Below are 25,075 nucleotides of genomic sequence, written 5' to 3' on the forward strand. Positions count from 1 at the left end.
GCCCGGTGCCACGAACCCACCCCTCGCTCCCTGTGTCTCCGGTCGGACACCTGAGCCTGCTTGTCGTCCGATCCCTGTCCCGGCCAGCGCTCACTGTGACAATTGGAGCGGCGCAGCATGTTGCCCTTCGCCGCGGAATCCCGGATAACCGTTGTGATTCATGGAGGTGTGGAAATGCGGGCTCGCATCTATCAACCGGCAAAGACGGCCATGTCCTCGGGGCAGGGCAAGACGAAGCACTGGTATCTCGACTACGTGCAGGACAGCCCGAGGTCGATTGACCCGCTGATGGGCTGGACCTCCTCCGCCGACACGCAAAGCCAGGTGCGCCTGCGCTTCGAGACGAAGGAAGCGGCGCTGGCCTACGCCAAGGAACACGGCATCGACGCGATGGTGATGGAGCCGAAGAAGCGGAAGGTGAACATCCGGGCGCGGGGGTATGCGGAGAACTTCGCGTCCGACCGCCGGGCGCCCTGGACGCACTGAGCGTCTTCACCGCGGGCGGGGGCGCCGGCATTTTCCGAAGCGATCCAATGCTTTAGCGGAGCACCCTCGCCATGAACACCACTCATCTCGTCACCCACTCCGGGGGCTTCCACGCCGACGAACTTCTGTCGACGGTGGTGCTTACCCGCTTGTTTCCAAACGCAAAACTGGTGCGCTCACGGGATGTTGACTGGATCTCTCCGGCGCCCGGGCGGGTCGTCTACGATGTCGGTCGCGTCTACGACGCCGAGGCGGGCATCTTCGACCACCACCAGCGCCCCGTGCCGCAGCGCGAGGACGGCGCGCCCTACAGCTCTTTCGGGCTGATCTGGAAGCACTTCGGCCGCGGCTACCTCCGCGCGCTGCGCGTGCCCGAGGCCGACGTGGACGAGATACACCATTGTTTCGACAGGGAATTCGTCCTGCCCGTGGACCTTCTGGACAACGGCGCGATGGAGCCGTCGGTCGCCGGGCCACTGGCGGGGATGACCCTACCGGTGCTTCTGGAAACGCTGAAACCGGTGTTCGACGACCGGGGCCCCGGGGCAGATGACCGCGCGTTCATGGATTCGTTAACGGTCGCCCGCGCCTTCGTCGAAGCGGCGGTGCGCGGCCAGGCGGCCAAACGGCGGGCAGAGGCGATGGTCATGGCCGCCATCGCGGAGGCCGGCGCCTCCCGCGTGCTGGAGCTGCCCATGGGCATGCCCTTCCGCGGCGCCATCGAGGCGGCAGGCGCCGATCACTTGCTGTTCGTCGTGCATCCGCGCGACGGCGACTGGGCGCTGAACACCATCCGAAAAGGCTCCAACACCTTTGAATCGCGGGCAGATCTGCCGGAAAGCTGGGCCGGTCTGACCGACAGCGCGCTGGAAGCGGCAAGCGGCGTCAAAGGCGCCAAGTTCTGCCACAACGCCCGCTTCATCGCCGTCGCGGACACGCGCGAAGCGGTGCTGGAAATGGCCCGCCTCGCGGTGGCAGAGGCGGTGACGGACGCGCCCAAGGGTCTTGGCGCGGTGTTCGAACCGGCGGCGAAGTAGGCCTTGCCTGTGCTTCGCTGAACGCGGGGCACGGTGCGTTAACCATGCCGCGTTAACCATTCCTTATGGTGAGTCCCGGCCGGTTCGGGGGGCCGAAACGGCCGGTTGTTAACCTCTCCGATGCGGCGCCGAATCGCGGATGCGTAGGGGGGCTGGTGTTTGGTCTGTGCTCGGGTGCCGGGCGCGGCTCTCGTCAGCGAGAAAAAGCCCACCTGATAAGCTGATAGGCTGCTCCGATCACGGCGCCGACCACCAAGGCCTCGGGCATGAGACGCATTACGGATCGCATGACGTACTGGCCGTAGTCGCGGTCTGGAAAAGCGGACAGATACTGCTCCTGAGACGGCATCGCGCCGTCGATTTTTCCGGCGGTCAAAAGCAGTGTCGAGACCGCAAGAATGGCGAAAATGGCTGCGCCGATCGCCGCGCCGCGAATGATACGCTTTATCAGGCTGGTGGATTGCGGCTGTTCGCCCGTCAACTCGTCACTCAAACGTCCAGCTCCACCGCAAACCGCGCGTTTTCCTGGATGTACTGGAAGCGCAGTTCCGGTTTCTTGCCCATCAGGCGCTCCACCAGGTCGCCGGTTTCGCCCGGTTCGTCCTCGTCGATGGTCACGCGGATCAGGGTCCGGGTGTTGGGGTCCATCGTGGTTTCCTTCAGGTCCTTGGCGTCCATCTCGCCCAGGCCCTTGAACCGCTGCACGTCGATCTTTCCCTTTCCGCCCAGACCCTTGGCCAGCGCGGCCTCTTTCGAGGCGTCGTCGGCCACGTAAAGCCGCTTCGCCCCCTGGGTCAGCCGGTAGAGCGGCGGGCAGGCGAGGTAGAGGTGGCCCTGGTCGATCAGCGGGCGCATCTGGGTGAAGAAGAATGTCATCAAAAGCGAGGCAATATGGGCGCCGTCCACGTCGGCGTCCGTCATGATGATAACCTTTTCGTAACGCAGGTCGTCGATGTTGAACTTCGTCCCGAGGGACACGCCGAGCGCTTCGCAGAGGTCGCGGATCTCGGCGTTCGAGGTCAGCTTGTTGGAGGCGGCGCCGAGCACGTTCAGGATCTTGCCCTTCAGCGGCAGAAGGGCCTGGGTTTCGCGGCTGCGGGCGCCCTTGGCGGAGCCGCCGGCCGAGTCGCCCTCGACGATGAAGATCTCTGTCCCCTCGCGGGACTTGGCGGTGCAGTCGGTCAGCTTGCCCGGCAGGCGCAGCTTCTTGGTGGCGGACTTGCGGGCGGTCTCCTTCTCCTGCCGGCGGCGGAGGCGTTCCTCTGCCCTCAGGACGAGGAAGTCGAGGATGGCGCCTGCGGACTTCGTGTCGGAGGCGAGCCAGTTGTCGAAGTGGTCGCGGACGGCGTTTTCCACGAGGCGCTGCGCCTCGGTCGTGGCGAGGCGGTCCTTGGTCTGGCCGACGAACTCCGGTTCGCGGATGAAGCAGGAGACCAGCGCGCAGCCGCCGGTCATCAGGTCGTCGCGGGTGATCTGCGCGGCCTTCTTGTTGTTGACCAGCTCGCCGTAGGCGCGGATGCCCTTGAGGATCGCGGCCCAGAAGCCGGCCTCGTGGGTGCCGCCCTCGGGCGTGGGGACGGTGTTGCAGTAGGACTGGATGAAGCCGTCGCGGGAGGGCGTCCAGTTGATCGCCCATTCGACCTTGCCCGGCACCTGGAAGCGTTCGCGGAAGTCGACCACCCCGCCGAAGGGCGCGTCGGCGTAGGTGCTGGCGGCGCCCAGCGTTTCGGTCAGGTAGTCGGAGAGGCCGCCGGGGAAGTGGAAGGTCGCCTCCGTCGGGGTTTCCTTGTCGTCGATCTCCGACTTCCAGCGGATTTCCACGCCCGAGAAGAGATAGGCCTTGGATCGGACCATCTTGAACATGCGGGCGGGTTTGAAGCGGTGGTGGCCGAAGATCTCCTCGTCGGCGTGGAAGGTGGTGGTGGTGCCGCGGCGGTTGGGGGCGGCGCCGACCTTCTCGACCGGGCCGAGCGGGATCCCGCGGGAGAAGCGCTGTTCGTAGAGCTCCTTGTTCTTGGCCACCTGCACGACCATCGAATCCGACAGGGCGTTGACCACCGAGGCGCCGACGCCGTGCAGGCCGCCGGAGGTCTCGTAGGCGTCGCCGGAGAACTTGCCGCCGGCATGCAGCGTGCAGAGGATGACCTCGAGCGCGGACTTGCCGGGGAACTTGGGGTGCGGGTCGATGGGGATGCCACGGCCGTTGTCGCGAATCTCCACGGCGTAATCGGCGCGCAGCGTGACCTCGATCCGATTGGCGTGGCCGGCGACCGCCTCGTCCATGGAGTTGTCGAGGATCTCCGCCACCATGTGGTGCAGCGCCCGTTCGTCCGTGCCGCCGATGTACATGCCGGGGCGCTTGCGGACGGGTTCCAGCCCTTCCAGCACCTCGATGGAGGAGGCGTCATAAATAGGTTCGACTGCGGAGTGGAGGAGATCGTCTGCCATGTATGTCCCTCGACGCGTGCTCGGTTTGTTCTGTTGATTGAGGGGCAGTATGGCAGAGGCGGCAGGGCGGCGAAAGGGGAACGCCGCGCCGGGGCACTACCTATACACAGGAGATCCGCAGGGTTCGGCAGATATGGGGCTCATTCGCCGGTGCAGGGGGTGGTGTAGGCGTCTGGATGGGCGGCGGCGGCGGTGTCCACCCGGCCCTCGGGAATGTCCGCCTTCAGCGCGTAATCGTCGCCGCGCAGGAGCATGCCGTGGCTGTAGGTCAGGCCCTTCGGGTCCTCGATGGCGCGGACCTCGAAGGTGCCGCGGATGCGGTCCGTGCCGCCGGGATTGTAGCGCAGCCAGACGAGGGCCGACTGTTCGCCGTGGTCCTCGGCCGTCACCATGTCCTGCGCGCGGGTCAGGAAGACGTCGACGAAGACAAGGTCCCGCGCCGCTGCCCGCCGCGCGGCGGCGCCGGCGGCCTGCGCGAGGAGCGGCCCGAGGTCTTCGAGATCGGTGCGGATCATCACCCGCTGGCTGCCCGGCCCGGTGGCGCCGGGATCGTGCGTGTCCCAGACCGCGCATCCGGCATGGGCCCCTGTGGCGAGGGCAAGAAGGGCTGCGGTCAGGACACGGATCATGAAACGGGCTTTCCTGGCAAAGGGGCTGGACAAATGTCTGCCGCGAGTGTGCCGGGGACAGGGGCGCCCGGCAAGAGGTTCTGGCGCGTGGGGAGGGTGCCTTCGCCGGTGTGGGGCCCCGGATGAAGGCCCTGGCCCGGGTGGGTGGCTGATGGAGGCGGCACGTGCGCCTTGGTCCCGGGCGCGGCTTCGTGACAATGGTGCGTGCGGAGCACGCACCCTACGGTTTTAAGGGGCGAGCGTCGGAGCAAGTTGGGTTGAGTAGGCTTGATAGAGTGATAGCACCGCAAAAGCGATTCCCGCTATTGACGCGACCATGGGAATGTCGCGGTCGAAACGTCTCATTCTATAAAATTGTTTTTCACGAGCTTCCACTAGATTTTTCTCAGCGTAACTTTGAAGGAGGTTCGCTGTTGACTCTGTCAGATCAATGGCTCTATTGGTCTTTTCCTCTCTTTCTTTTATGTGCAGCTTTCTGTCCAAAGTTGCTGCTAATTTTTCTGAGGAAAGCATTTCCTTTTTCAGGTCCTCGGTGATTTTTAAGAGTTTCTTCGCGGCGCTCTCAGAAAACTTGATCATGTCTGGATATGTCTCTTCAGCTAGTTTTAGTCTTCCCGTTACTGCCCTCAGAGTGCTTTTGTTTTCGGAAATGAGGCGAAGCGCAGCCTCTTTTTGCTTAGGTGTCGCGCCGCTGGCGTCTATCTGGTTTTCCACACGATGGTCGCTGCCCATGTCTGATTGATAATTCATGGAGTTCTTAATATCATCTTGGGCGACTTTCATGGAGTTCGCGATTTCTTTGAAGGCGGTCGCGTACTTTGCGGTGGATTTAGAAGCTATCAGTGCGATTTCCTTGATATCATGCGTCGAATCCGTATTTCTTTTTTCGTCGTGTCTCAGGCCCTTTAAGTCGTTCGATGCTTCTCTCAAGGTTTCTACGTGTTCGTGCAGCTGCTTGCTGACTTCGTTAAACTCTTCGGAGGCGGTTCTCCTGAACTCATTTTCGCTTACTCGGTTTAATTCGCGAGTTCTCCAAATAGCGTAAAGGTGGCATATGAGCATGAAGGCTGAAACCTTCCATTCGTCCAGAGAGGCGGGGGGCATTGTTGGGGAATCTTATTATTGGGATAAGAATCGTAGCGCCATCGGTGGCGAAGAGGAAAGCTTGAATGCTAAGAAGTGCAAAAACGGTTCTTCTTACACTTTGTAGGTCTCCGTCATTGATCAGGTTGAACGGCATTCTGAAACTCCTTCACCCAAAAACTCAATTTTTCTGGCACCTTATTTTGGTTGGTTGAGTTTGGCGACCACTCTGACGTCTGCCGCCAATGATGAAACGCCGGGAAAAACGCATCCGCGTCCTCCACAACCGTATCGACTTCGGTGATCAGCAGGCGGTGGGCGAGGGGGAGCAGGGCTTCGTAGATGCCCTGTCCGCCGATGCCGTAGATGCGGAAGTAGCCTTGGGACTGCGCCAGGGCGATGGCGTCTTCGACGCTGGACACCACATGCTCGGTCAGCGTGGTGTCTCGGGAGACGACGATGTTCAGGCGGTCCTTCAGGGGTTTGAAGGGCAGCGATTCCCACGTCCTGCGGCCCATGACGATGGCGCCTCCGAGCGTCTCGCGCTTGAAGAGGGCGAGGTCCTCGGGGATGTGCCAGGGGATCCGGTTGTCCTTGCCGATGGCTCCGTTCCGGGCGCGGGCGGCGATGAGGGTGATCATGTGCGTCCCCCTTACACCGCGACCGGCGCCTTGATGGCGAGCGCGGGGTCGTAATTGTCGAAGGCGAAATCCTCGTAACGGAAGTCGAAGAGGTCGGTGACCTCGCGGGTGAAGCGCAGGGTCGGCAGCGGGCGGGGCGTGCGGGAGAGCTGGAGGGCCACCTGCTCCATGTGGTTCGAATAGATGTGCGCGTCGCCCATGGTGTGGATGAAGTCGCCCGGTTCGTAGCCGGTCACATGGGCGATCATGTGCTGGAGCAGCGCGTAGGAGGCGATGTTGAACGGCACGCCGAGGAACATGTCGGCGCTGCGCTGGTAAAGCTGGAGGTGCAGCTTGCCGCCGGCGATGCGCACCTGCCAGAGCGTGTGGCAGGGCGGCAGCGCCATGTCGGGCACGTCGGTGGGGTTCCAGGCGGAGACGATCAGCCGGCGGGAGTCGGGCGTGTTGCGGATCATGTCGAGCAGGGTGGCGATCTGGTCGATCTCGCCCTTGCGGGAGGGCCAGTGGCGCCACTGGTGGCCGTAGACCGGGCCGAGGTCGCCGTTGTCGTCTGCCCATTCGTCCCAGATCGAGACGCCGTTGTCCTTCAGGTAGCCGATGTTGGTGTCGCCGGAGAGGAACCACAGGAGTTCGTGCACGATGGAACGCAGGTGCAGCTTCTTGGTGGTCACCAGCGGGAAGCCGTCGGCGAGCGGGTAGCGGCACTGCAGGCCGAAGTGGCTGCGGGTGCCGGTGCCGGTGCGGTCGGTGGTGTCGGTGCCTTCCTTGAGGACAGTGCGGAGGGCGTCGAGGTACTGGTGCAAGGGAATCCCTCCAGTTCTGGGGGTGGGGTCGTGGTTGGCCGCAAGATATAGCCGGTGCCGCGCAGGGTAAAGCGGTGCGTCCCGCTGGAATGGGGCAAGGGTGGGACGATTATGCCGCACATTTGCCGCGGGTCCGGCGGGCAAGGGGCGGTGAAGATTGACTTTTCCACAGGGGTCCCGCAGGTTGGTCGGCAAAATAAAAGGCAAGACCTGAGGCAGTCATCATGTACCGGATTTTCGCAGCGCTCGCGCTGGCGGGTGTGCTTGCGGCGTGCTCATCCAGCGGCGGCGGCAGCCCCCTGACCAGCACGGATTCCGTGGGCGTGGGGACCTGCAACCAGCCTCTTGTCTCGGACGAGGCGGAGTGCGCGACGGATGACAACACCTCGGCGCCGCCAGCCGATCCCAGCGATCCGGACGTCTACGCGCGGCAGTTCAGCGACGACCTGACGGTCAGCGGCATGAGCTACGACACCGCCTCGGGCGAGCTGGTGCTGGACAACGTGCCGTTCGACGGGGACGACAACGTCTATCGCCGCAACGCCACGGCCTCCACCCGGATCAACGCCACCAGCGGGTCGAGCTTCGGCTTCTTCGCGAACGACCGGGGCACGGCGGGATCGCCCACGACGGAGTTCTTCGCGGTCTTCCGGCGCTCGCCCGACGATTACAGCCAGGTCGGCGCCCTGGGCACCAACCGCTATGTCAGCTACGGCTTCGGCGGTGCGGCGGCGCAGCGCCTGAACGGCGACGGATCGCTGCCCAACGCCAACCAGAGCTATGTCTTCCAGGGTGAGTACGCGGCGGTGCGGACCATCGTCGAGGAAGGCACCAACACCGTGGTGCAGTACGTCTCGGGCACCTCGCGGCTCGAGGTCGACATCCAGGACTTCAACAACGTGGGCGCGGTCGAGGGGATCATCGCGGACCGGCGGTTCTTTGACCTGAACGGCGTCGAGGTGCCGGAGATGGCGGGCGGCGTGGGCGACTTCATCTCGCTCGCCACGGCAGAGATCAACTTCGACGACTGGACGATCACTTCCTCCGACGCGACGCTGCAGATCCCGAATTCCGTCGACAAGGACACGACCAACATCGCCAGCGCCACGCCGAACACACAGACGACCACCGGCAACTGGGCGGGCCTTTTCGCCGGTCCGAACGGCGAGGAAGTGGCAGGCATCGTCTTTGTCGAGGGCACCGGCCCGGTGGGCATCGACACCTCCACCGGCTCGCCGATCATCCTGACCCACAACCAGGTGCGGGAGACCGGGGTCTTCCAGGCCAAGCGCTGAGCGCATGACGGGGTCGGCCCGCCTGCTGCGCCGGGGGCTGTTCGTACTGCTGACGGCGGGCGTTCTGGCCGTCCCGGCCACCGCCCAGACCGAGCGTCCCGACGCCCTGCGCATCACGCTCGACGAGGCCCGGCAGGCCGCGGCCAATGCGCTGATGGCGGGCCGTGCCGAGGACGCTCTGATCCTGTCGCAGGGCGTGCTGCTGGGGGCGCCGGAGGACAAGACGGCGCTGTTCATCAAGGCCCGCGCGTTGCGGCAGCTTGGCAAGCGCGAGGCGGCGGTGGAAACCGCGCGGGTGGCCTGGCAGACCTCCGACACGCCGCGCGACCGGTTCTATTCGGCGATGATGATGGCGCAGATGCGCAGCTTTGCCGGGCAGAACGGTGTGGCGCAGCTTTGGCTGCGGCGGGCGATGCAGCTTGCCCCCGACGACCGGCTGAAGGAGATCGCGGTCGAGGACTTCCGCCACGTGCGCCGCATCACGCCCTGGCGGTTCGCGATGGACCTGTTCGTGCAGCCGTCGGACAACCTCAACAACGCGCCGACAGAGGACACGCCGGTTCCGGGCGGCGTGGTCAAGGTGACGCCGCCGCTGTCGGGGCTGCGCTACGGTGCGGGCGTGCAGATGCGCTACATCAAGCCGCTGGCGCCGCGGGTGCGCCTGCAGTTCTCGGGCTTTGCCCAGGGGTCGGCGGTGCGCCTGTCGGACGAGGCGAAGGACGTGCCGGGCGCCGAGGCGGGCGATTACACCAGCGCGGTGCTGGGCGGTGCCGTGACGCTGGAGGGCATCGCGAAGGACGGCGGGCGGCTGGGCCGCGCGCATCTGAGCCTGCGGCGACAGTGGCAGGGCGGCGCGCCCATCGCCGACATCGCGCGGCTCGACCTCGGGCTGGACCAGCGGCTGAGCCCGACCGTGGGCCTTGGCCTGCGGCTCGGGTTCGAGGACGTGAAGCGGCTGGATTCCCCGGTGGGCGATGCGCAGCGCCGCGACGCGGGCCTGTCGCTGACGAAACGCTTCGAGCATGGCGCCCTGACGCTGGACATGGGCGTGGGCGAGACGTTCTCTGCCGCCTACAACGTCGGGCGGCAGGACGGCAGCGTCGGTCTCAGCTATGCCTTCGCGCGGCCCGTCGCGGGTGTGCTGCCGACGCTCAGCTTCGACTACGGGGTCTACAACTACGATGCACCGTGGATCGGGGCGCCCGACGGACCCGCACGGGAGGACCGGCAGCGCCGGATCGGCGTGGACCTCCTGTTGCCCGGGCTCGACTATTACGGCTTCGCCCCCGAAGTCGGGGTTTCCTTCACCGACCGGAACTCCAATTATAACCTCTACGAGAACCGCAGTACGGATCTGCGGTTCGGATTGAAATCTGTGTTCTGATCTTTTGGCGCGGCGCGCGTTTTCTGCGAAAGTGCCGGTGCGCCCGAAGGTGGGACGAAGGAGGAAGACGTGGGCATCAAGTATCTGCACACGATGGTCCGGGTGAAAGACCTGGACAAGTCGATCGAATTCTACAAGCTGCTGGGCCTCGTGGAGCGCCGCCGCAGCGAAAGCGAGAAGGGCCGCTTCACGCTGGTCTTCATGTGTCCGCCGGACATGGCGGACGGCCACGCGGACGTGGAACTGACCTACAACTGGGACGGCGACGAGGGTCTGCCCTCTGACTCGCGGCACTTCGGGCACCTCGCCTACACGGTGCCGAACATTTACGAGATGTGCCAGACGCTGATGGATGCGGGCGTGACGATCAACCGTCCGCCGCGTGACGGGCACATGGCCTTTGTCCGGTCGCCGGATAACGTTTCCATCGAGCTTCTGCAGCAGGGCGATCCGCTGCCGTCGCAGGAGCCCTGGGCCAGCATGGAGAACACCGGGCATTGGTGAGGCTTCTCGCCAGTCTCTGTGTCTGCCTCGCGGTGGCGATCACCGCGGGGCAGGCGCAGGCCTGTCGGCTGGCGCTTGCGCTGGCACTGGATGTCTCGTCCTCGGTGGACGCCCGGGAATACGCTTTGCAGCGCGACGGGGTGGCGGCGGCGCTGATGTCCGAGGACGTGACGGCGGCGATCCTGTCGGGCGAGCCCACGGTCTGGATCGCGGTCTACGAATGGAGCGGGCGGCGGCAGTCGGTCGTGGTGCAGGACTGGGTGCTGCTGGACTCGCCCCGGGTCATCGCGGAGGTGGCGGCGCGCATCTCCGGGCACCGGCGGTCCTATTCGCGCTTTCCCACGGCGATGGGCTATGCGCTGGGGTTCGGCGCCGGTCTGCTTGAGCGCGGCCCCGCCTGCGAACGTCGGGTGATCGACGTGTCGGGCGACGGGGTGACGAATGACGGCTTCGGGCCGCAGCTCGCCTACCGGCATTTTCCCTTCGACGGCGTGACGGTGAACGGGCTGGCGGTGCTGGGCGCCGATCCGGGCGTGGTGGAGCATTTCGAGTTCGAGGTGCTCTACGGGCCGGATGCCTTCCTCGAGACCGCGCAGGGGTACGAGGGGTACGAGCGCGCGATGGTGCGCAAGCTGTACCGGGAGATCGAGAACCGCGTGGTGGGCGGCCTGCAACAGCCCGCGCGGCCGGGGCAGGAGGGGCCCGGGTGAGGCTGGCCGGCGCGGCGGCACTGGCCCTTTCGCTGTGGGTCGCTCAGGCGGAGGCGGCCTGCCGTCAGGCGCTGGCGCTGGGTCTGGACGTGTCCGGCTCGGTCGACGGGGCAGAGTACCGGCTGCAACTGGACGGGCTTGCGGCGGCGCTGCTGCATCCGGAGGTGCAGGGCGCGCTCTTTGCCATGCCCGAGGCGCCGGTGGCGCTGGCCGTCTACGAATGGAGCGGGCCGGAGGCGCAGCGGGTGCTGGTGCCCTGGACCACGGTGGACGGGCCGGGCGCGCTGGCGGGGGTCGCGGCGCGGCTGGAGGGCACGGCGCGGGTGGGCGGAGAGACCTCCACCGCCATCGGCGCGGCCAAGCAGTTCGGCGCGGGGCTTCTGGCGCAGCAGCCCGGGTGCTGGCGGCAGGTGCTGGACGTGTCGGGCGACGGCACCTCGAACACCGGGCCGCGCCCGCAGTTCGTCCGCCCCGAGGCCATCACGATCAACGGTCTGGTGATCGGGCCGGGCACGGCGGACGGCGTGGGCGCGCTGGCGGGCTACTACGAGGCCTACGTCGTGCAGGGCGCCGACGCCTTCGTCGAGACGGCGGCGGGTTTCGCCGATTTCGAGGAGGCCATGGTCCGCAAGCTGAAGCGCGAATTGCAGGTGCTGGTGGTTTCGGCCCGGTAGGGGGCGGCAACTGGCAGACCGCTCGGGCGGGCAGCGCGTTCGTCAGTCACGGAACGACGCATTCGGCATGGCCATGAAACGCAAGGAAAAAGCGCCTTCATAGGGCGCGCGCGTCTTGTCCTGAACTGTCGGGAGGGGCCATTTCGACCGTGGCATCGGTTGTCGGAGGGGCGCTGGTGCGCTGCGTCCGGAGGGCGGTTGCCGAAAGGGATGAGCCTGGCCGTTCTGGCCGGGGCGCGTCGGGGCGCGGGCTCAGTAGATGTAGCGGATCTGATCCGTCCAGTAGCGTTCGACACGCCGCAGGGCCGAGGTGATCTCGTCCATGCCGTCGATAGAGATGACCGCCTTCGTCTGGAGGCCCTCGGCGTGGCGGGCAAAGAGTTCGGACACGATGTTCCGGATTTCCCGCCCGCGCTGGGTGAGACGGACGCGCACCGAGCGGCGGTCGATCTCGCACCGCTGGTGGTGCATGTAGCCCATCTCCACCAGTTTCTTGAGGTTGTAGCTGACGTTGGAGCCCTGGTAATAGCCGCGGGTCTTCAGCTCGCCTGCCGTCACCTCGTTTTCACCGATGTTGAACAGCAGTAGCGCCTGCACCGCGTTCACGTCGATGATCCCAAGTCGTTCGAACTCATCCTTGATGACGTCCAGAAGCAGCCGGTGGAGACGTTCCACCAGGCTCAGCGCATCGAGGTAGCTCGCCATGAAGCCCTGCTGGGGGCCCTTGTCCATGGACGAATGTATGCTCATAGATTTTCTCCGCCTGTTATGATTGACGGCAGCTTTCCGGGAAAAACGCAAATATCGGGTTAAACAGTCGTGAAACCCCGGAAAATTCGAGCGATATTCGTGGCTTGGTTAATAGGCATTGTGCCGACGCCGCAGCGCCGCCTTCCGGGGGCGGATTTGCATTTTGTGGAAAAAGGCGCTAGAAACGGTCACTTGAGAAAAAACAGGCGACCCTTTCGCGTGATAGAGCAGTTCCGGCACTTCTGGGGCGACTATGTCGCTCCACTCTACAAACGTCCCGAACGTCTTCAGTTCGCGGCGCTTTGTTACCGTGGGCACGGGGACCGCACGCAGATCCTGCTGATCACCAGCCGCGACACCGGACGATGGGTCCTGCCGAAGGGATGGCCGATCAAGGGACTGGACTCGGCTGGCTCTGCCATGCGCGAGGCCTGGGAAGAGGCGGGCGTGCGCGCCGGCCGCGCATCGAAGTCGCCCTTGGGCGAATTCGTCTACGGCAAGACGCTGCCCGGCGACTGGAGCATCCCGGTCCGCACGCTGGTCTATGCGGTAGAGGTTGCGGAACTGCTGGACGACTACCCGGAGGTCACGCAGCGCCGGAGGGTCTGGGTCAACCCGGAAGAAGCCGCCGACATGGTGAACGAGCCGGGCCTGAAGGACCTGCTGCGTGATTTCCGCGCCGAGGCGCCCGTTCTGCGCTGAAAGCCCCCGGCCGATTGAATTCGGCGTCCCGACCCCATAAACACCCCCGAATTGCGCGCCGGACCGGTGCGAAAGACCCGACGGGAGGGGCGGCACTTGGCTGGGAACGATCATCACCCGAAGCACCTTGAGACGCTGGACCGCGACCTTGGCCGCGTCCAGATGCTGGAACTCGCCACCGCCTACGTGGCGAAACCCGTGGCGGGGATCGGCATCGCGCTGGTCTTCGTGGTCTTTGCCGCGCTTCTGGCGGCGCTGCTGTTCGGCGGGTCGGGCCATGCGGTGACGATTGTCATCGCCTCGGTCTTTGGTGCCTACATGGCGCTGAACATCGGCGCGAACGACGTTGCCAACAACATGGGACCGGCGGTGGGCGCCAATGCCCTGACCATGGGCGGCGCCATCGCCATCGCCGCGGTGTTCGAGAGCGCGGGCGCGCTCCTGGCGGGCGGCGACGTGGTGTCGACCATCGCCAAGGGGATCATCGCGCCGACGAGCATGGGCTCGGTCGACGTGTTCATCTGGGCGATGATGGCGGCGCTGCTGTCGTCGGCGCTGTGGGTGAACCTGGCCACGTGGATCGGCGCGCCGGTCTCGACCACGCATTCGGTGGTCGGCGGGGTGATGGGCGCGGGCATCGCCGCGGCGGGTTTCGGCGCGGTGGGCTGGGGCACCATGGGGATGATCGCGGCAAGCTGGGTGATCTCGCCGCTGATGGGCGGTCTGATCGCCGCCGGGTGCCTGTGGTTCATCAAGTCGCGCATCATCTACCGTGAGGACAAGATCGCCGCGGCCCGGCTTTGGGTGCCGGTGCTGGTGGGGATCATGGCGGGGGCCTTTGCCGCCTACCTCGCCATGAAGGGGCTGAAGCACCTTGTGGAGATAGGCCTGCCCACGGCGCTGTTGCTGGGGCTGGCGATGGGGGCACTGATCTGGCTGGTGATGATCCCGGTGGTGCGCCGCCAGTCCGAGGGGCTGGAGAACCGCAACAAGTCGCTCAAGGTGCTGTTTGGCGTGCCGCTGATCGTGTCGGCGGCGCTGCTGTCCTTTGCGCATGGCGCCAACGACGTGGCCAACGCGGTCGGTCCGCTGGCCGCCATCGTCGAGGCGGCGCGGTCCGGCCATTTCACCGAAGGCTTCGGCATCCCGTTCTGGGTCATGCTGATCGGCGCCTTCGGGATCTCGTTCGGGCTGTTCCTGTTCGGGCCGCGGCTGATCCGGATCGTCGGGTCGGAGATTACCAAGCTGAACCCGATGCGCGCCTACTGCGTGGCGCTGTCGGCGGCGATCACGGTGATCGTGGCAAGCTGGCTGGGGCTGCCGGTCAGTTCGACCCACATCGCGGTGGGCGCGGTGTTCGGCGTGGGGTTCTTCCGCGAGTGGGACGCGGAGCGGCGGCTGCGCAAGGCGCGCATGGCGATGCCGGAACGCGCGCGCTATTCGCCCGAGGAACGGCGGCGGCGGAAGCTGGTGCGGCGGGCGCACTTCATGACCATCGCGGCGGCCTGGATCGTGACGGTCCCGGCGGCGGCGCTCTTGTCGATGGTGATCTTCTGGAGCATCCGGGCGATGGTGGCCTGAGGCCCGGCGGGCTTTGCCGTCCGCCTTTGAGGGCAAGCGAGTGGGCCGGCGCGATGTGCCCGGCCCCGCAGGGGGTCAGCCGTTCCCGGCGACGCTTGCGATCTCGGCGACGAGGGGGGCGTGGGCCGCAGGGGCGGGACGCTGGCCGGAGATCCACTGGTAGAGGTCCTGGTCGTTCTCGTCGAGCAGCGCCTCGTAGGCGTCGAGGGCCTCGGGCTCCATCGTCGCCAGGCGCGCCTCGGCGAAACGCATCAGGAGGATGTCCATCTCCTTCGTGCCGCGCCGCATGGAGCGCATGGTCAGCCGTTTCAGGCGGATGTCGTGCGGTTCGCGGGTCGCCTGTTCGGTCACAGCGCCGACTCCTTCAGCGCCTGGCGCAGGCGCTTTTCGAGCTGGCCGAGCTTGTCGGTGCGCGCCTTGATCTGCATCCGCAGCGTGCGCATCTCGGACAGGATCTCGGAGAGGTCGGCGCTGAGCGGCGTCTCGTCTTCCGGGTTGCCGACGCCTTCGCCCTCTCCGGTGATCAGCCAGACCATCGACACGTTCAGGATGCCCGCCATCATGCTGAGCTTGTTGGCGCGGGGTTCGGACATGTCGTCTTCCCACTTTTCCAGCGTGTTCAGCTTGACCCCGAGATTCTTGGCCAGCGTCTCCTGAGACATGCCCTGTGCCTCGCGGGCGGCCGCCAGCCTGTCGCCCAGAGTGGCGACATCCGGGCCGTACCAGTCCGTGTCCTGCATGTGTAAGCTCCCTTGCGCAACCGCCTGATCGGGGTATGAGTGAACCCTATGATACCCCGTTCCCAAAGACAAACCGACGAGTTCCCCATGCCTTTCCTGTCCGAGACGCTTTCGAGGGTAAAACCCTCTCCGACGGTTGCCGTGACGCAACTGGCCCGAGACCTGAAGGCGCAGGGCCGCGACATCATCAGCCTCGGCGCCGGCGAGCCGGACTTTGACACGCCGGACAACATCAAGGCTGCCGCGATTGCGGCAATCGAGGCGGGGAAAACGAAATACACCGCACCGGACGGGATACCGGAGCTGAAGGAGGCGGTCTGCGCCAAGTTCCGCCGCGAAAACGGGCTGGAGTACACGCCGGCGCAGATCAGCGTGTCGACGGGCGGCAAGCAGGTGCTTTACAACGCGCTGATGGCGACGCTGAACCCGGGCGACGAGGTGGTGATCCCCGCGCCCTTCTGGGTCAGCTATCCCGACATCGTGCGGCTGGGGGGCGGCGAGCCGGTGATCGTGGAGGGCGAGCGGCAGCTTGGCTTCAAGATCACGCCTGAGGCGCTGGAGGCCGCGATCACGCCGAAGACCAAGTGGTTCATCTTCAACTCGCCGTCGAACCCCACGGGCGCGGGCTATACGCGGGACGAGCTGAAGGCGTTGACCGATGTGCTGATGCGCCATCCCCATGTCTGGGTGATGACCGACGACATGTACGAACACCTGGCCTACGACGGGTTCGAGTTCGTCACCCCCGCACAGGTGGAGCCGGGTCTCTATGACCGGACGCTGACCTGCAACGGCGTGTCGAAGGCCTATGCGATGACCGGCTGGCGGATCGGTTATGCCGGCGGGCCGGAACACCTGATCGCCGCCATGCGCAAGATCCAGGGGCAGTCGACGACCAACCCCTGTTCGATCAGCCAGTGGGCCGCAGTGGAGGCGCTGAACGGCCCGCAGGACTTCCTTGCGGAGCGGTCGGCGGCGTTCAAGCGGCGGCGCGATCTTGTGGTCGAGGGGCTGAACGCCTGCCCGGGGATCACCTGCGCGGTGCCTGAAGGGGCGTTCTACGTCTACCCCTCGGTCGCGGAGTGCATCGGCAAGGTGTCGAAGGCCGGGACGCCGATCGCCGACGACGAAGCGTTCTGCACCGCGCTCCTGGAAGAGGAGGGCGTCGCCGTCGTCTTCGGGTCGGCCTTCGGGCTCAGCCCCTATTTCCGCGTCAGCTATGCCGCTTCGGACGAGATGCTGACCGAGGCTTGCGTGCGAATTCGCCGGTTCTGCGAGGGGTTGAAAGACGGGGAGGGCAACTGATGGCCGATCTTCCCGCCTTCTACTACCGGGTGCGCGACAACGGTGCGGCCGTGTTCCGCGTCGATACCGAGAACCGCCAGCGCCGGATCGAGATGGACCAGATCGCGGTGCTGAACCTGAACCGCAACGAGATCAAGCCGCACGGCGACGCCACCCTGTCGGAGGACGACCTGGCCGAGATGCGCCGCTGGATGGCGTCGCGCAAGGCGCTGCTGGCGATGCGCGACATCGACGACATCCACCGCTGCGTCGACTACCTGAACACCACGACGCAATGGGTGCAGTCGAAGGCCAGCGACGACCAGCTCGAAGAGGTGACGGATGCGCTGTTGCTGGCGATGCACGACCTGCGCAGCGTTCTTGTCCGAAAGAAGGCGGACCGGGTGATGAAAACCTGATCAATCCGCCCGTATCGCGTTCATTTCGGCGGTCTTTCGCCGGAATGGCGGTGCGCCGGACGGCGGGTGCCCTTTTCCTGCCACAATTCATGCTCTAAGTGGCAGCCATGCCAATCGACCTTTCAAAACGTGCCGAAACACTGGCACCGGGTCTTCCCACCCTTCAGCGACCCTTGTTCCCGCTGGCACCCGAAGCGGTGCGCGCGCTGCTGCTGAGCGAGGACTGACGGGGGCGTCCCGGGGGCATGCGATGCCCGCCAGGTGATGCCGGTTCGGAAACGATCTGCCCGCTTATTATTGCCCGCCCGCGCGGGACCGTCTTCGGCTGGCCTGAAAGTCGGGGTTGCCGCCTTTGGTCGTCATTCGGTTTCGGAGGCGACTTGCGGCCGGGATGCCGTTGCAATCGAACTGGTTCGATACAGGAAACAATTCCCGGCGTTTCCACCGACAAGACAGTAAAAAATTGACTTGCCCACAGGGATTGCTAGCCTTCTCTGGGGAATTCTGCGAGTCACCATTCCGACGTCACCAAGGGGGACATTATGAAACTCATTCTCGCGGCGGCTGCCGCATTTGCGCTTTCGGGCACCGCTGCCTTTGCCTGGGGCGACATGTATATGGGGGATCCGACCAACAACCCCAATTCCAACATGCTGGTCCACACCTACAACGCGCCGAACTACTGCCCCGCCGGTCTTCAGCCGGTGTCGGTCGGCGGCGTGATCTGCTGCGGCACCCCGAACGCCGGTCCCTACGTCGACCGTCCGGGCAAGGTCTACCGCAAGCCGTCGCCGCGCACCTATGCGCCGGTGGGCGTGAAGGGCGTCGCCGTGCCGGGCGACAAGGGTGTGGTTTACCGCTGATCCGCAAGGACCCTTGGCATTGCGTGTCAGGCCGCGTATAGCCGCGGCCTGATTTCTTTTGTGCGAACGCCGGAGGCCGACCCATGCAGGGCAGCGCGAATCTCAACATCATGATGAAGGCCGCGCGCAAGGCGGGACGGTCGCTCGTGAAGGACTTCCGCGAGGTGGAGAACCTGCAGGTGTCGATGAAGGGCGCCGGGGACTTCGTCTCGAAGGCCGACATCGAGGCGGAGCGCATCCTCAAGGAAGAGCTGATGGGCGCGCGCCCGACCTACGGCTGGCTGGCCGAGGAGGGTGGCGAGGAGCCGGGGCAGGACCCGACGCGCCGCTGGATCGTCGACCCGCTGGACGGCACGACGAACTTCCTGCACGGCCTGCCGCACTGGGCGATCTCCATCGCGCTGGAGCACAAGGGCCAGATCGTGTCCGCCGTGGTCTTCGACGCCGCCAAGGACGAGATGTTCTATGCGGAGCGCGGCGCGGGCGCCTGGCTGAACGACAGCAAACGGCTGCGCGTCTCGGGCCGCCGCCGCATGGTGGAGGCGCTGTTCGCAACGGGCGTGCCCTTCGGCACCAAGCGGACCCTGCCTGCCACGATGAAGGACCTCGCGCGGCTGATGCCGGAATGCGCGGGTGTGCGCCGCTTCGGTGCCGCGTCGCTCGACCTCGCCTATGTGGCGGCGGGCCGCTACGACGGCTACTGGGAGCGCGAGGTGCAGATTTGGGACATCGCCGCGGGTTACCTGCTGGCCAAGGAGGCGGGCGCCCTTGTGGAGGGCGTGCGCGCGGACCAGGAGCCGCTCGAGTCGGGCGCGATCCTCTGCGCCAACAACGAGATCTTCACCACCTTCGCAAAGATCCTGCGGGCGGAGTGACCCGCCCGGTCACGGCGGTCATCCGAGGGTCGGCCAGTCTCCGGGGCTGGCATTGACGGAGAGGTTCTTTGTCGGTGCCTTTTTCGCCGGGATGTAGAACAGCACGTGCTTGAGCATGTCGCGCTGTTGCTGCGTGGCGGATTTGACGTGGCTCAGTTCGAGCTCGACCGTCGAGAGATTGACGTTTTTCAGCACCCCGTCGACAACCAGATCGACGTTGAAGATGCTGGCGATCGCTCCGTAGGTGACGCCGATATACTTGAATTGCGTGGCATCGTACTTGATGTGGATGTGCGGATAGCCGTCCGGTGAATCGGCCGAAGCCCGCGTGCTCGAGTACAGGTTGGTGTAACCTCCGCCCGTTTTCATTTCCCAGTTGGTGGACAGCAGGGTTTCGCGCGCTTGGGCAAAGGGCATCAGGGGCATGTGTCTTCTCCGTCCGTGGCAAGGGTCGTGTCCGGTTCGCGGCGTCGCGCCGCGGGGGCCGGCGCGTGTGTCAGCCACGACAACCCACGCCAGATGGCCCAGTGTTGCCGCAACTTTCCCTTGCGGCAAGAAGTTTCCGGGGCGGGTGTTCGGCCAGTCGGCTGCCTGAGGGGCGGCTGAGGCTGGACCTGTGCGGTCTGCCCCACTCACATTGGGCAGGTTGGTGCGCGGAACGGCGGATACCGCAGACAGGGCAGCGCAGGGGAGAACAGGTCTGGCGGTCGCGCGGCTGCCAAGGCCTTTCGCGAAGTCGACACCTCCGGGCATCAGCCCGCATTACGCAGGGTCAACAGAATCGCTTGCCGCAATTTCAGGGCGGCCCTACGCTCCTTCAATTCCTGTGCGCATAGGAGATTGACCTGTCATGACGTTGCGCGGTTTCAGTTTTTTCATGGCCGGGATGCTGGCCTGCCTGCTGGCTGCGGGCTGCGAGCCGGAGGTGGGCACGGCCGGCGAGATCGAGATCGACGGCGTGCGCTACACCGTCACCTTCAGCAAGTTGTACAAGCACAAGACGTGGTATTACGTCGATCTGCCGGGGCGGCCCAAGGTCAGCTGCGGCGAGAAGCCCAGCGACTGCGAACAGGTCATCCGCGACTATCTCGACAATCCCGAAGGGCCGCCGCAGCCGCCTCCGCCACGGGACAACGGGGACAATGACCCGCCGTTCACGGCCGACGTGGTGACGGAAGAGCCTGAGCCGCCCGGCCCGGTGGAGGAAGAGGCGCCCGCGGAGGACGGCCGGGACATGTGACCCGGCCTGCCGTGGCGCGCCGCGGTCTGCCGCTTACGTGGCGCGGTCGGAGGGGTGGTTGACGCCGTCGTTCCAGTGGACCGGCTCGAAGTCCTTCGGCTCCGTCCCTTCAATGCAGTAGAGGTTCACGCCGTACTCGTTCGGGTTCGACCGGCGCCGGTGGTACATGTAGATGCCGCAGGTCTTGCAGAAGTAGTGCCGCGCCGTGTGCGTGTTGAAGCTGTATTCCGTCAGGTTGTCGGCGCCTTTCACCACCTCGACTCCGCCCAAGGGGGCAGAGACTGCGGCGCACTGACGGCGGCGGCAGAAGGAGCAGTCGCAGCGGCGGCGGGTTTCGAACCCGTCTGTCAGGGTCACGGAGAGTTCCACGGCGCCGCAGTGGCAGGTGGCTTTCACGGGGTCGGTCATTTGCGTCGGATCCTCGGGACTCGGGTGACGGAAGAACCCGGCTTCCAGCGGGTGCGGGCCTCCGGGTGGGGCGGGTGGCCGTGGTGCATGCGCCAGAAGCGCGGGCCGCCCAGTTTCAGGAAGACCGGCAGGGTCAGCACGAGGCCGATGACAAAGCCGCCGATGTGCGCCCAGTAGGCGACACCGCCCTCGTCGGCGCTGGTGCCCACGCCGCCGAAGAGCTGCATGACGAACCACAAGCAGAGCGCGACCCAGGCCGGGATCGGGATCACCTTGATGATGATGACGATGAAGATCAGGATGTCGACCCGGGCGCGCGGGAAGAGTAGCAGGTAGCCGCCCATGACGCCCGCGATGGCGCCCGACGCGCCCACGGTCGGCACGTTGGAATAGGGGGCGGAGGCGTAGTGGATCAGCCCGGCGCCCAGCCCCGCGGCGAGGTAGAACAGCAGGAAGGCCACATGGCCCATGCGGTCCTCGAGGTTGTCGCCGAAGATGTAGAGGTAGAGCATGTTGCCGATGATGTGCATCCAGCCGCCGTGCAGGAACATCGAGGTGACGAGTCCCTGATAGCCGAAGCCCTCGGACAGGAAGCGCGGGACCAGCGAGTATGTGGCGAGGAAGTTCAGGTCGTTGATCGCGTCGAGCGTCATCAGGAACACGACCGAGTTGATCGCGATCAGCGTGTAGGTGACGAAGGGCGTCCGGCCCGAAGGGTTGTGATCGCGGATCGGGAACATGCCCGGACCGTATTCCCGGCGCGGGGCGGCGTCCAGAGGAGGCGGTCGGGGAGGGCGTCACCGATGCGGCCTGGTGCGCGCGGGAGGGCGGCGCAGAGCCCCGCCCTACGGGACGTTCCGCTCTGGCCTGTGCGGGGGCCGCGCCGTCCTTTGGTCATCGCGGTGTGGTCAGGGGACTTGCGCGTTTTGGTAGGGCGCCGCCCGCGCGCCCCATAGTGACGGTCAGGCGGCGCGGAGCCCCGCCCTACGGCATGCTGCGCAGGGCGGGGCGGTGTGTTTCCGGATCAGGCGTGGCCGGCCAGCAGGGCGGTGTTGCCGCCTGCCGCCGTGGTGTCGACGCAGACGTGGCGCTCCGTCAGCGCGTGGGCGGCGTCGGGCATCCCGGTGATCAGCGGCAGGATCGGGCCCTTGCGCGTGGCCAGCGCCTTGCGGAAGGCGCGGGCGGTGCTCTCGTCGCCCCACCACAGCGCGCCGGAGAAGCCCTCGAGCGTGGCCAGCAGGTCCGGCGCCACCTTGCCCGTCACCGGGTGGGCGATGCCGCCCAGGGCGCGGATCGCCTGGGCCTGCGCCTCTGCCGCCTTGTGGCCGGGACCGAGGCAAAGGACCGGCGGGCGCGGCAGACATGTGAGCTGGTTGGCTTCGCCCGTGGGGCCGGGCAGGACCGTGCGGTGCGGCACCGGCGTTGCCTCGACCGTGGCGCGGGTCAGGCTCTGGGCGAGGCCGGCCTCCGTCGCGGGGAGCGCGCTGCCGGGGGCCTTCGCCTCCTGCGTCTCGGCGGGGGACTCGGCAGGTTGGGCGCGGAAGCGGGCGAGGTAGTGCGGGCCGCCCGCCTTGGGGCCGGTGCCGGAGAGCCCTTCGCCGCCGAAGGGCTGGCTGCCCACGATGGCGCCGATCTGGTTGCGGTTGACGTAGATGTTGCCGGCGTGGACCGCCTCGGTCACGTGCTGCACGCGGTCGTCGATCCGGGTCATCAGGCCGAAGGTCAGCCCGTAGCCGGTGGCGTTGATGTCGGCGATCACGCGGTCCAGCTCCTCCGAGCCGAAGGTGGCGACGTGCAGGACCGGGCCGAAGATCTCGCGCTCCATCGCCTTGATGCCCGGCACGCGCAGCAGGGCGGGGGCGACGAAGTGGCCGGGCGCGGGCGCGTCGAGCTCCTTCAGCACGCGGCCTTCCCTGCGGGCCTTTGCGACGTAGCTGCGGATGCCCTCGGCGGCCTCCTCGTCGATGACCGGGCCCGCGTCGGTGGCCGGGTCCCAGGGGTTGCCCATCACCAGCACGTCCATCGCGCCGGTGAGCATCCTGAGGAAGTCCTCGGCGATGTCCTCCTGCACGTAGAGGCAGCGCAGGGCAGAGCAGCGCTGACCGGCAGACTGGAAGGCGGATTCGACGATGGCGGCGACGGCCTGTTCCGGCAGCGCGGTGGAGTCGACGATCATCGCGTTCAGGCCGCCGGTCTCGGCGATCAGCGGCGCGCCGGGGGCGAGGTTCTCGGCCATGGCGCGGTGAATGGCCTGCGCGGTCTCGGTCGAGCCGGTGAAGGCCACGCCGTCCACGTCCGGGCAGGAGGTGAGCGCGGCGCCCACGTCGCCCGCGCCGGGCAGGAGTTGCAGGGCGGTCGCGGGCACGCCGGCCTCGTGCAGGAGCTGGGTGGCGCGCCATGCGACCAGCGGCGTCTGTTCGGCCGGTTTGGCCAGAACGGCGTTCCCGGCGGCCAGCGCGGCAGAGAGCTGCCCGGTGAAGATCGCCAGCGGGAAGTTCCACGGCGAGATGCAGGCGAAGGTGCCGCGCGGTGCGCCGCCCTCGGCCTGGGTGGCGTAGTAGCGCAGGAAGTCGACCGCCTCGCGCAGTTCGGCCACGGCGTCCAGCAGCGTCTTGCCGGCCTCGCGGTGCAGCAGGGCGAAGAGTTCGCCGAAGTGCGCTTCGTAGAGGTCGGCGGCGGCGTTCAGGATGCGCGCACGCTCTGCCGCGGGGGCGTCCCAGGGCTGCGCGGCAGCGGCGGCGGCGGTGGCCTGTTCGGCGGTGGCCCAGGTGACGGAGCCCACGATGTCGGAGGGGATCGCGGGGTTCGCCCGTTCTTCACGCGGACCGGCGGCGGCGTCGCAGGCGACAAGCGGCGTGCCCTTCCAGCGGTGGGTGGCAAAGGCGTCGCGGGCGGCGTCGATGCGCGCCATGGTCGGCCGGTGCCGGAGGTCGAACCCCCTGGAGTTCTCGCGCCCGGGGAAGAGGTCGCGCCCGGTCGGCAGGGTGTTGGTCTGCACCGCCTCGAACGGGTCGGCGGCGACGGTTTCCGGCGGCACGTCCTCGTCGACGATCTGGTTCACGAAGGAGGAGTTCGCGCCGTTCTCAAGCAGGCGGCGGACGAGGTAGGCCAAGAGGTCGCGGTGCGCGCCCACGGGGGCGTAGATCCGGCAGCCGGTGCCGTTCTGTTCCTTGACGAGAGCGTGCAGCGTCTCGCCCATGCCGTGCAGGCGCTGGAATTCGAAGGCCTCCTTCGACACCTTCATGTCACCGGCCATGTGCAGGATGGCGGCGGCGGTGTGGGCGTTGTGGGTGGCGAATTGCGGGTAGATGCGGTCGGTGTAGCCCAGAAGGCGGCGGGCGTTGGCGATGTAGGAGACATCGGTCGCGGCCTTCGAGGTGAAGACCGGGAAGGCGTCGAGGCCCATGACCTGCGCCTTCTTGATCTCCGAATCCCAGTAGGCGCCCTTCACGAGGCGGACCATGATCTTGCGGTTCAGCCGCTCGGCCAGCCCGTGCAGCCAGTCGATCACCGCGCCGGCGCGCTGGCCGTAGGCCTGCACGACGACGCCGAAGCCGTCCCAGCCCTTCAGCGCGGGCTGGCTGAGGGTCTGTTCGATCACGTCGAGCGAGAGCGACAGGCGGTCGGCCTCTTCCGCGTCGATGTTCAGGCCGATGCCCGCGCTTTTCGCCAGACCGCAGAGCGCCGTCAGCCGGGGCACCAGCGTGTTCAGCGCGGTGTCGGCCTGAAGCTCGTCGTAGCGCGGGTGCAGCGCCGAGAGCTTGACCGAGATGCCGGGGTTCTTGCGGATGTCCCCGTGGGTGGCGGCGTTGGAAATGGCCGAGATCGCCTTCGAATAGGCGAGGTGGTAGCGAGAGGCGTCCTTCTCCGTCCGGGCGGCCTCGCCCAGCATGTCGTAGGAATAGGTGTAGCCCTTGGCTTCCATCTTCGAGCCGCGCTTCATCGCCGCCTCGATGGTTTCGCCCAGCACGAACTGGCTGCCCATCTCCTTCATGGCGCGGCCGACGGCGGTGCGGATCACCGGCTCGCCCAGGCGGCGGATGGCGTTGCGCAGGTGGCCGACGGGGCCGGGATGGACCTCGTCGTCGAGCACCCGGCCGGTCAGCGCCAGCGCCCATGTGGAGGCGTTGACCAGCGGCGAGGTCGAGTGGCCCATGTGCTTGGACCAGTCGGAGGGCGCGATCTTGTCCTCGATCAGCGCGTCGACGGTTTCGGCGTCGGGCACGCGCAGCAGCGCCTCGGCGAGGCACATCAACGCGACACCCTCTTCGGTCGACAGGCCGTATTCGGCGAGGAAGACCTCCATCAGGCCGGGACGGGTGCTGGACCGGATGTCGCGCACCAGTTTCGCCGCATCGCGCGAGATGGCGGTGCGGTCGGCTGCGGAAAGTTCGGCGCGCTCGCGCAGCGCCTCCAGCGCGGTCTGTTCCGATGCGTAGGTGAGCGTATCGATGCGGGTGCGCAGGTCTGGGTGATTCATGTCATGCCTCAAAGCAAAGTTGGGGCTAGTATACGGGTG

27 protein-coding genes are annotated in these 25,075 nt (G+C 66.5%); 14 read left to right on the forward strand and 13 right to left on the reverse strand.

The window, feature by feature from the left end; all coding sequences use genetic code 11:
* Nucleotides 1-174 precede the first annotated feature (174 nt).
* Nucleotides 175-486, forward strand: coding sequence for an ETC complex I subunit (locus ACU0DV_RS16280; protein WP_100928171.1), 312 nt, complete (start codon nucleotides 175-177; stop codon nucleotides 484-486).
* Between the two features lie 71 nt (nucleotides 487-557).
* Nucleotides 558-1,523, forward strand: coding sequence for an MYG1 family protein (locus ACU0DV_RS16285; RefSeq protein WP_446242173.1), 966 nt, complete (start codon nucleotides 558-560; stop codon nucleotides 1,521-1,523).
* Nucleotides 1,524-1,716: 193 nt separating this feature from the next.
* On the opposite strand, the gene ACU0DV_RS16290 is transcribed toward ACU0DV_RS16285, so the two are convergent.
* The 6 genes from ACU0DV_RS16290 to ACU0DV_RS16315 all read right to left on the reverse strand — a co-directional run bounded on the left by ACU0DV_RS16290 (nucleotide 1,717) and on the right by ACU0DV_RS16315 (nucleotide 7,127).
* Entirely contained in the window at nucleotides 1,717-2,016 is a 300-nt protein-coding gene (locus ACU0DV_RS16290) for a hypothetical protein (RefSeq protein ID WP_283982050.1), read from the reverse strand.
* The gene (parE, locus tag ACU0DV_RS16295) at nucleotides 2,013-3,971 is read right to left on the reverse strand and encodes a DNA topoisomerase IV subunit B (protein WP_370311360.1); all 1,959 of its coding nucleotides are present in this window, start codon (nucleotides 3,969-3,971) and stop codon (nucleotides 2,013-2,015) included. Before parE ends, ACU0DV_RS16290 begins: the two co-directional genes overlap by 4 nt.
* A gap of 140 nt (nucleotides 3,972-4,111) precedes the next feature.
* Nucleotides 4,112-4,600, reverse strand: coding sequence for a hypothetical protein (locus tag ACU0DV_RS16300; protein WP_446242174.1), 489 nt, complete (start codon nucleotides 4,598-4,600; stop codon nucleotides 4,112-4,114).
* A gap of 228 nt (nucleotides 4,601-4,828) precedes the next feature.
* Nucleotides 4,829-5,704, reverse strand: coding sequence for a hypothetical protein (locus ACU0DV_RS16305; RefSeq protein WP_446242175.1), 876 nt, complete (start codon nucleotides 5,702-5,704; stop codon nucleotides 4,829-4,831).
* A gap of 113 nt (nucleotides 5,705-5,817) precedes the next feature.
* Nucleotides 5,818-6,324, reverse strand: coding sequence for a dihydrofolate reductase (locus ACU0DV_RS16310; protein ID WP_446242176.1), 507 nt, complete (start codon nucleotides 6,322-6,324; stop codon nucleotides 5,818-5,820).
* An 11-nt stretch (nucleotides 6,325-6,335) separates the two neighbouring features.
* Nucleotides 6,336-7,127 (reverse strand): thymidylate synthase, encoded by a 792-nt coding sequence (locus ACU0DV_RS16315; RefSeq protein ID WP_446242177.1) that lies wholly within the window; start codon nucleotides 7,125-7,127, stop codon nucleotides 6,336-6,338.
* A gap of 224 nt (nucleotides 7,128-7,351) precedes the next feature.
* On the opposite strand from ACU0DV_RS16315, the gene ACU0DV_RS16320 reads away from it, so the two are divergent.
* From ACU0DV_RS16320 to ACU0DV_RS16340, 5 genes are all read left to right on the forward strand, one after another.
* Nucleotides 7,352-8,422 carry a hypothetical protein gene (locus ACU0DV_RS16320; protein WP_446242178.1) on the forward strand — a complete coding sequence of 357 codons (1,071 nt, stop codon included), beginning with the start codon at nucleotides 7,352-7,354 and terminating at the stop codon, nucleotides 8,420-8,422.
* A 4-nt stretch (nucleotides 8,423-8,426) separates the two neighbouring features.
* Nucleotides 8,427-9,806 (forward strand): tetratricopeptide repeat protein, encoded by a 1,380-nt coding sequence (locus ACU0DV_RS16325; RefSeq protein ID WP_446242179.1) that lies wholly within the window; start codon nucleotides 8,427-8,429, stop codon nucleotides 9,804-9,806.
* 69 nt (nucleotides 9,807-9,875) lie between these two features.
* Nucleotides 9,876-10,310 (forward strand): VOC family protein, encoded by a 435-nt coding sequence (locus tag ACU0DV_RS16330; protein WP_100928161.1) that lies wholly within the window; start codon nucleotides 9,876-9,878, stop codon nucleotides 10,308-10,310.
* A complete protein-coding gene (locus ACU0DV_RS16335; RefSeq protein ID WP_446242180.1) occupies nucleotides 10,304-11,020 on the forward strand; it encodes a DUF1194 domain-containing protein in 717 nt (238 codons plus the stop codon). Before ACU0DV_RS16330 ends, ACU0DV_RS16335 begins: the two co-directional genes overlap by 7 nt.
* Nucleotides 11,017-11,694, forward strand: a complete 678-nt coding sequence (locus tag ACU0DV_RS16340; RefSeq protein ID WP_100928160.1) for a DUF1194 domain-containing protein — start codon at nucleotides 11,017-11,019, stop codon at nucleotides 11,692-11,694. Before ACU0DV_RS16335 ends, ACU0DV_RS16340 begins: the two co-directional genes overlap by 4 nt.
* Nucleotides 11,695-11,946: 252 nt before the next feature.
* On the opposite strand, the gene ACU0DV_RS16345 is transcribed toward ACU0DV_RS16340, so the two are convergent.
* Entirely contained in the window at nucleotides 11,947-12,444 is a 498-nt protein-coding gene (locus ACU0DV_RS16345; protein ID WP_198521836.1) for a MarR family winged helix-turn-helix transcriptional regulator, read from the reverse strand.
* Nucleotides 12,445-12,663: 219 nt separating this feature from the next.
* Here ACU0DV_RS16345 and ACU0DV_RS16350 point away from each other — a divergent pair, with 219 nt between their 5' ends.
* Both ACU0DV_RS16350 and ACU0DV_RS16355 read left to right on the forward strand, forming a co-directional pair.
* Nucleotides 12,664-13,146, forward strand: a complete 483-nt coding sequence (locus ACU0DV_RS16350) for an NUDIX hydrolase (protein WP_100928158.1) — start codon at nucleotides 12,664-12,666, stop codon at nucleotides 13,144-13,146.
* A gap of 96 nt (nucleotides 13,147-13,242) precedes the next feature.
* Nucleotides 13,243-14,727, forward strand: a complete 1,485-nt coding sequence (locus ACU0DV_RS16355; protein ID WP_283982058.1) for an inorganic phosphate transporter — start codon at nucleotides 13,243-13,245, stop codon at nucleotides 14,725-14,727.
* 75 nt (nucleotides 14,728-14,802) lie between these two features.
* On the opposite strand, the gene ACU0DV_RS16360 is transcribed toward ACU0DV_RS16355, so the two are convergent.
* Nucleotides 14,803-15,024 (reverse strand): succinate dehydrogenase assembly factor 2, encoded by a 222-nt coding sequence (locus ACU0DV_RS16360; RefSeq protein WP_100930866.1) that lies wholly within the window; start codon nucleotides 15,022-15,024, stop codon nucleotides 14,803-14,805.
* 50 nt (nucleotides 15,025-15,074) lie between these two features.
* Nucleotides 15,075-15,467, reverse strand: coding sequence for a helix-turn-helix domain-containing protein (locus ACU0DV_RS16365; RefSeq protein ID WP_283982059.1), 393 nt, complete (start codon nucleotides 15,465-15,467; stop codon nucleotides 15,075-15,077).
* Nucleotides 15,468-15,554: 87 nt separating this feature from the next.
* On the opposite strand from ACU0DV_RS16365, the gene ACU0DV_RS16370 reads away from it, so the two are divergent.
* The 4 genes from ACU0DV_RS16370 to ACU0DV_RS16385 all read left to right on the forward strand — a co-directional run bounded on the left by ACU0DV_RS16370 (nucleotide 15,555) and on the right by ACU0DV_RS16385 (nucleotide 18,908).
* Entirely contained in the window at nucleotides 15,555-16,772 is a 1,218-nt protein-coding gene (locus ACU0DV_RS16370) for a pyridoxal phosphate-dependent aminotransferase (RefSeq protein ID WP_283982060.1), read from the forward strand.
* Nucleotides 16,772-17,170: a hypothetical protein gene (locus tag ACU0DV_RS16375; RefSeq protein ID WP_100928154.1), complete on the forward strand. Its 399-nt coding sequence runs from the start codon at nucleotides 16,772-16,774 to the stop codon at nucleotides 17,168-17,170. The genes ACU0DV_RS16370 and ACU0DV_RS16375 overlap by 1 nt, the downstream gene beginning before the upstream one ends.
* A gap of 542 nt (nucleotides 17,171-17,712) precedes the next feature.
* Nucleotides 17,713-18,033, forward strand: coding sequence for a hypothetical protein (locus ACU0DV_RS16380; RefSeq protein ID WP_100928153.1), 321 nt, complete (start codon nucleotides 17,713-17,715; stop codon nucleotides 18,031-18,033).
* Between the two features lie 83 nt (nucleotides 18,034-18,116).
* Nucleotides 18,117-18,908, forward strand: a complete 792-nt coding sequence (locus tag ACU0DV_RS16385) for an inositol monophosphatase family protein (RefSeq protein WP_283982061.1) — start codon at nucleotides 18,117-18,119, stop codon at nucleotides 18,906-18,908.
* Between the two features lie 18 nt (nucleotides 18,909-18,926).
* On the opposite strand, the gene ACU0DV_RS16390 is transcribed toward ACU0DV_RS16385, so the two are convergent.
* Nucleotides 18,927-19,334 carry a hypothetical protein gene (locus ACU0DV_RS16390; protein ID WP_283982062.1) on the reverse strand — a complete coding sequence of 136 codons (408 nt, stop codon included), beginning with the start codon at nucleotides 19,332-19,334 and terminating at the stop codon, nucleotides 18,927-18,929.
* Between the two features lie 424 nt (nucleotides 19,335-19,758).
* Between ACU0DV_RS16390 and ACU0DV_RS16395 the strand changes: the two genes are divergently transcribed.
* A complete protein-coding gene (locus ACU0DV_RS16395) occupies nucleotides 19,759-20,148 on the forward strand; it encodes a hypothetical protein (protein ID WP_446242181.1) in 390 nt (129 codons plus the stop codon).
* Nucleotides 20,149-20,181: 33 nt separating this feature from the next.
* Here the strand turns inward: ACU0DV_RS16395 and ACU0DV_RS16400 are convergent, their stop codons facing one another.
* From ACU0DV_RS16400 to putA, 3 genes are all read right to left on the reverse strand, one after another.
* Nucleotides 20,182-20,556, reverse strand: a complete 375-nt coding sequence (locus tag ACU0DV_RS16400; RefSeq protein ID WP_100928149.1) for a GFA family protein — start codon at nucleotides 20,554-20,556, stop codon at nucleotides 20,182-20,184.
* Nucleotides 20,553-21,296: a rhomboid family intramembrane serine protease gene (locus ACU0DV_RS16405; RefSeq protein ID WP_446242182.1), complete on the reverse strand. Its 744-nt coding sequence runs from the start codon at nucleotides 21,294-21,296 to the stop codon at nucleotides 20,553-20,555. The genes ACU0DV_RS16400 and ACU0DV_RS16405 overlap by 4 nt, the downstream gene beginning before the upstream one ends.
* 284 nt (nucleotides 21,297-21,580) lie before the next feature.
* On the reverse strand, nucleotides 21,581-25,036 hold the full coding sequence (gene putA / locus ACU0DV_RS16410; protein WP_446242183.1) for a bifunctional proline dehydrogenase/L-glutamate gamma-semialdehyde dehydrogenase PutA: 3,456 nt from the start codon (nucleotides 25,034-25,036) through the stop codon (nucleotides 21,581-21,583).
* Nucleotides 25,037-25,075: the final 39 nt, after the last annotated feature.

It is taken from the genome of Sagittula sp., from assembly GCF_052825245.1.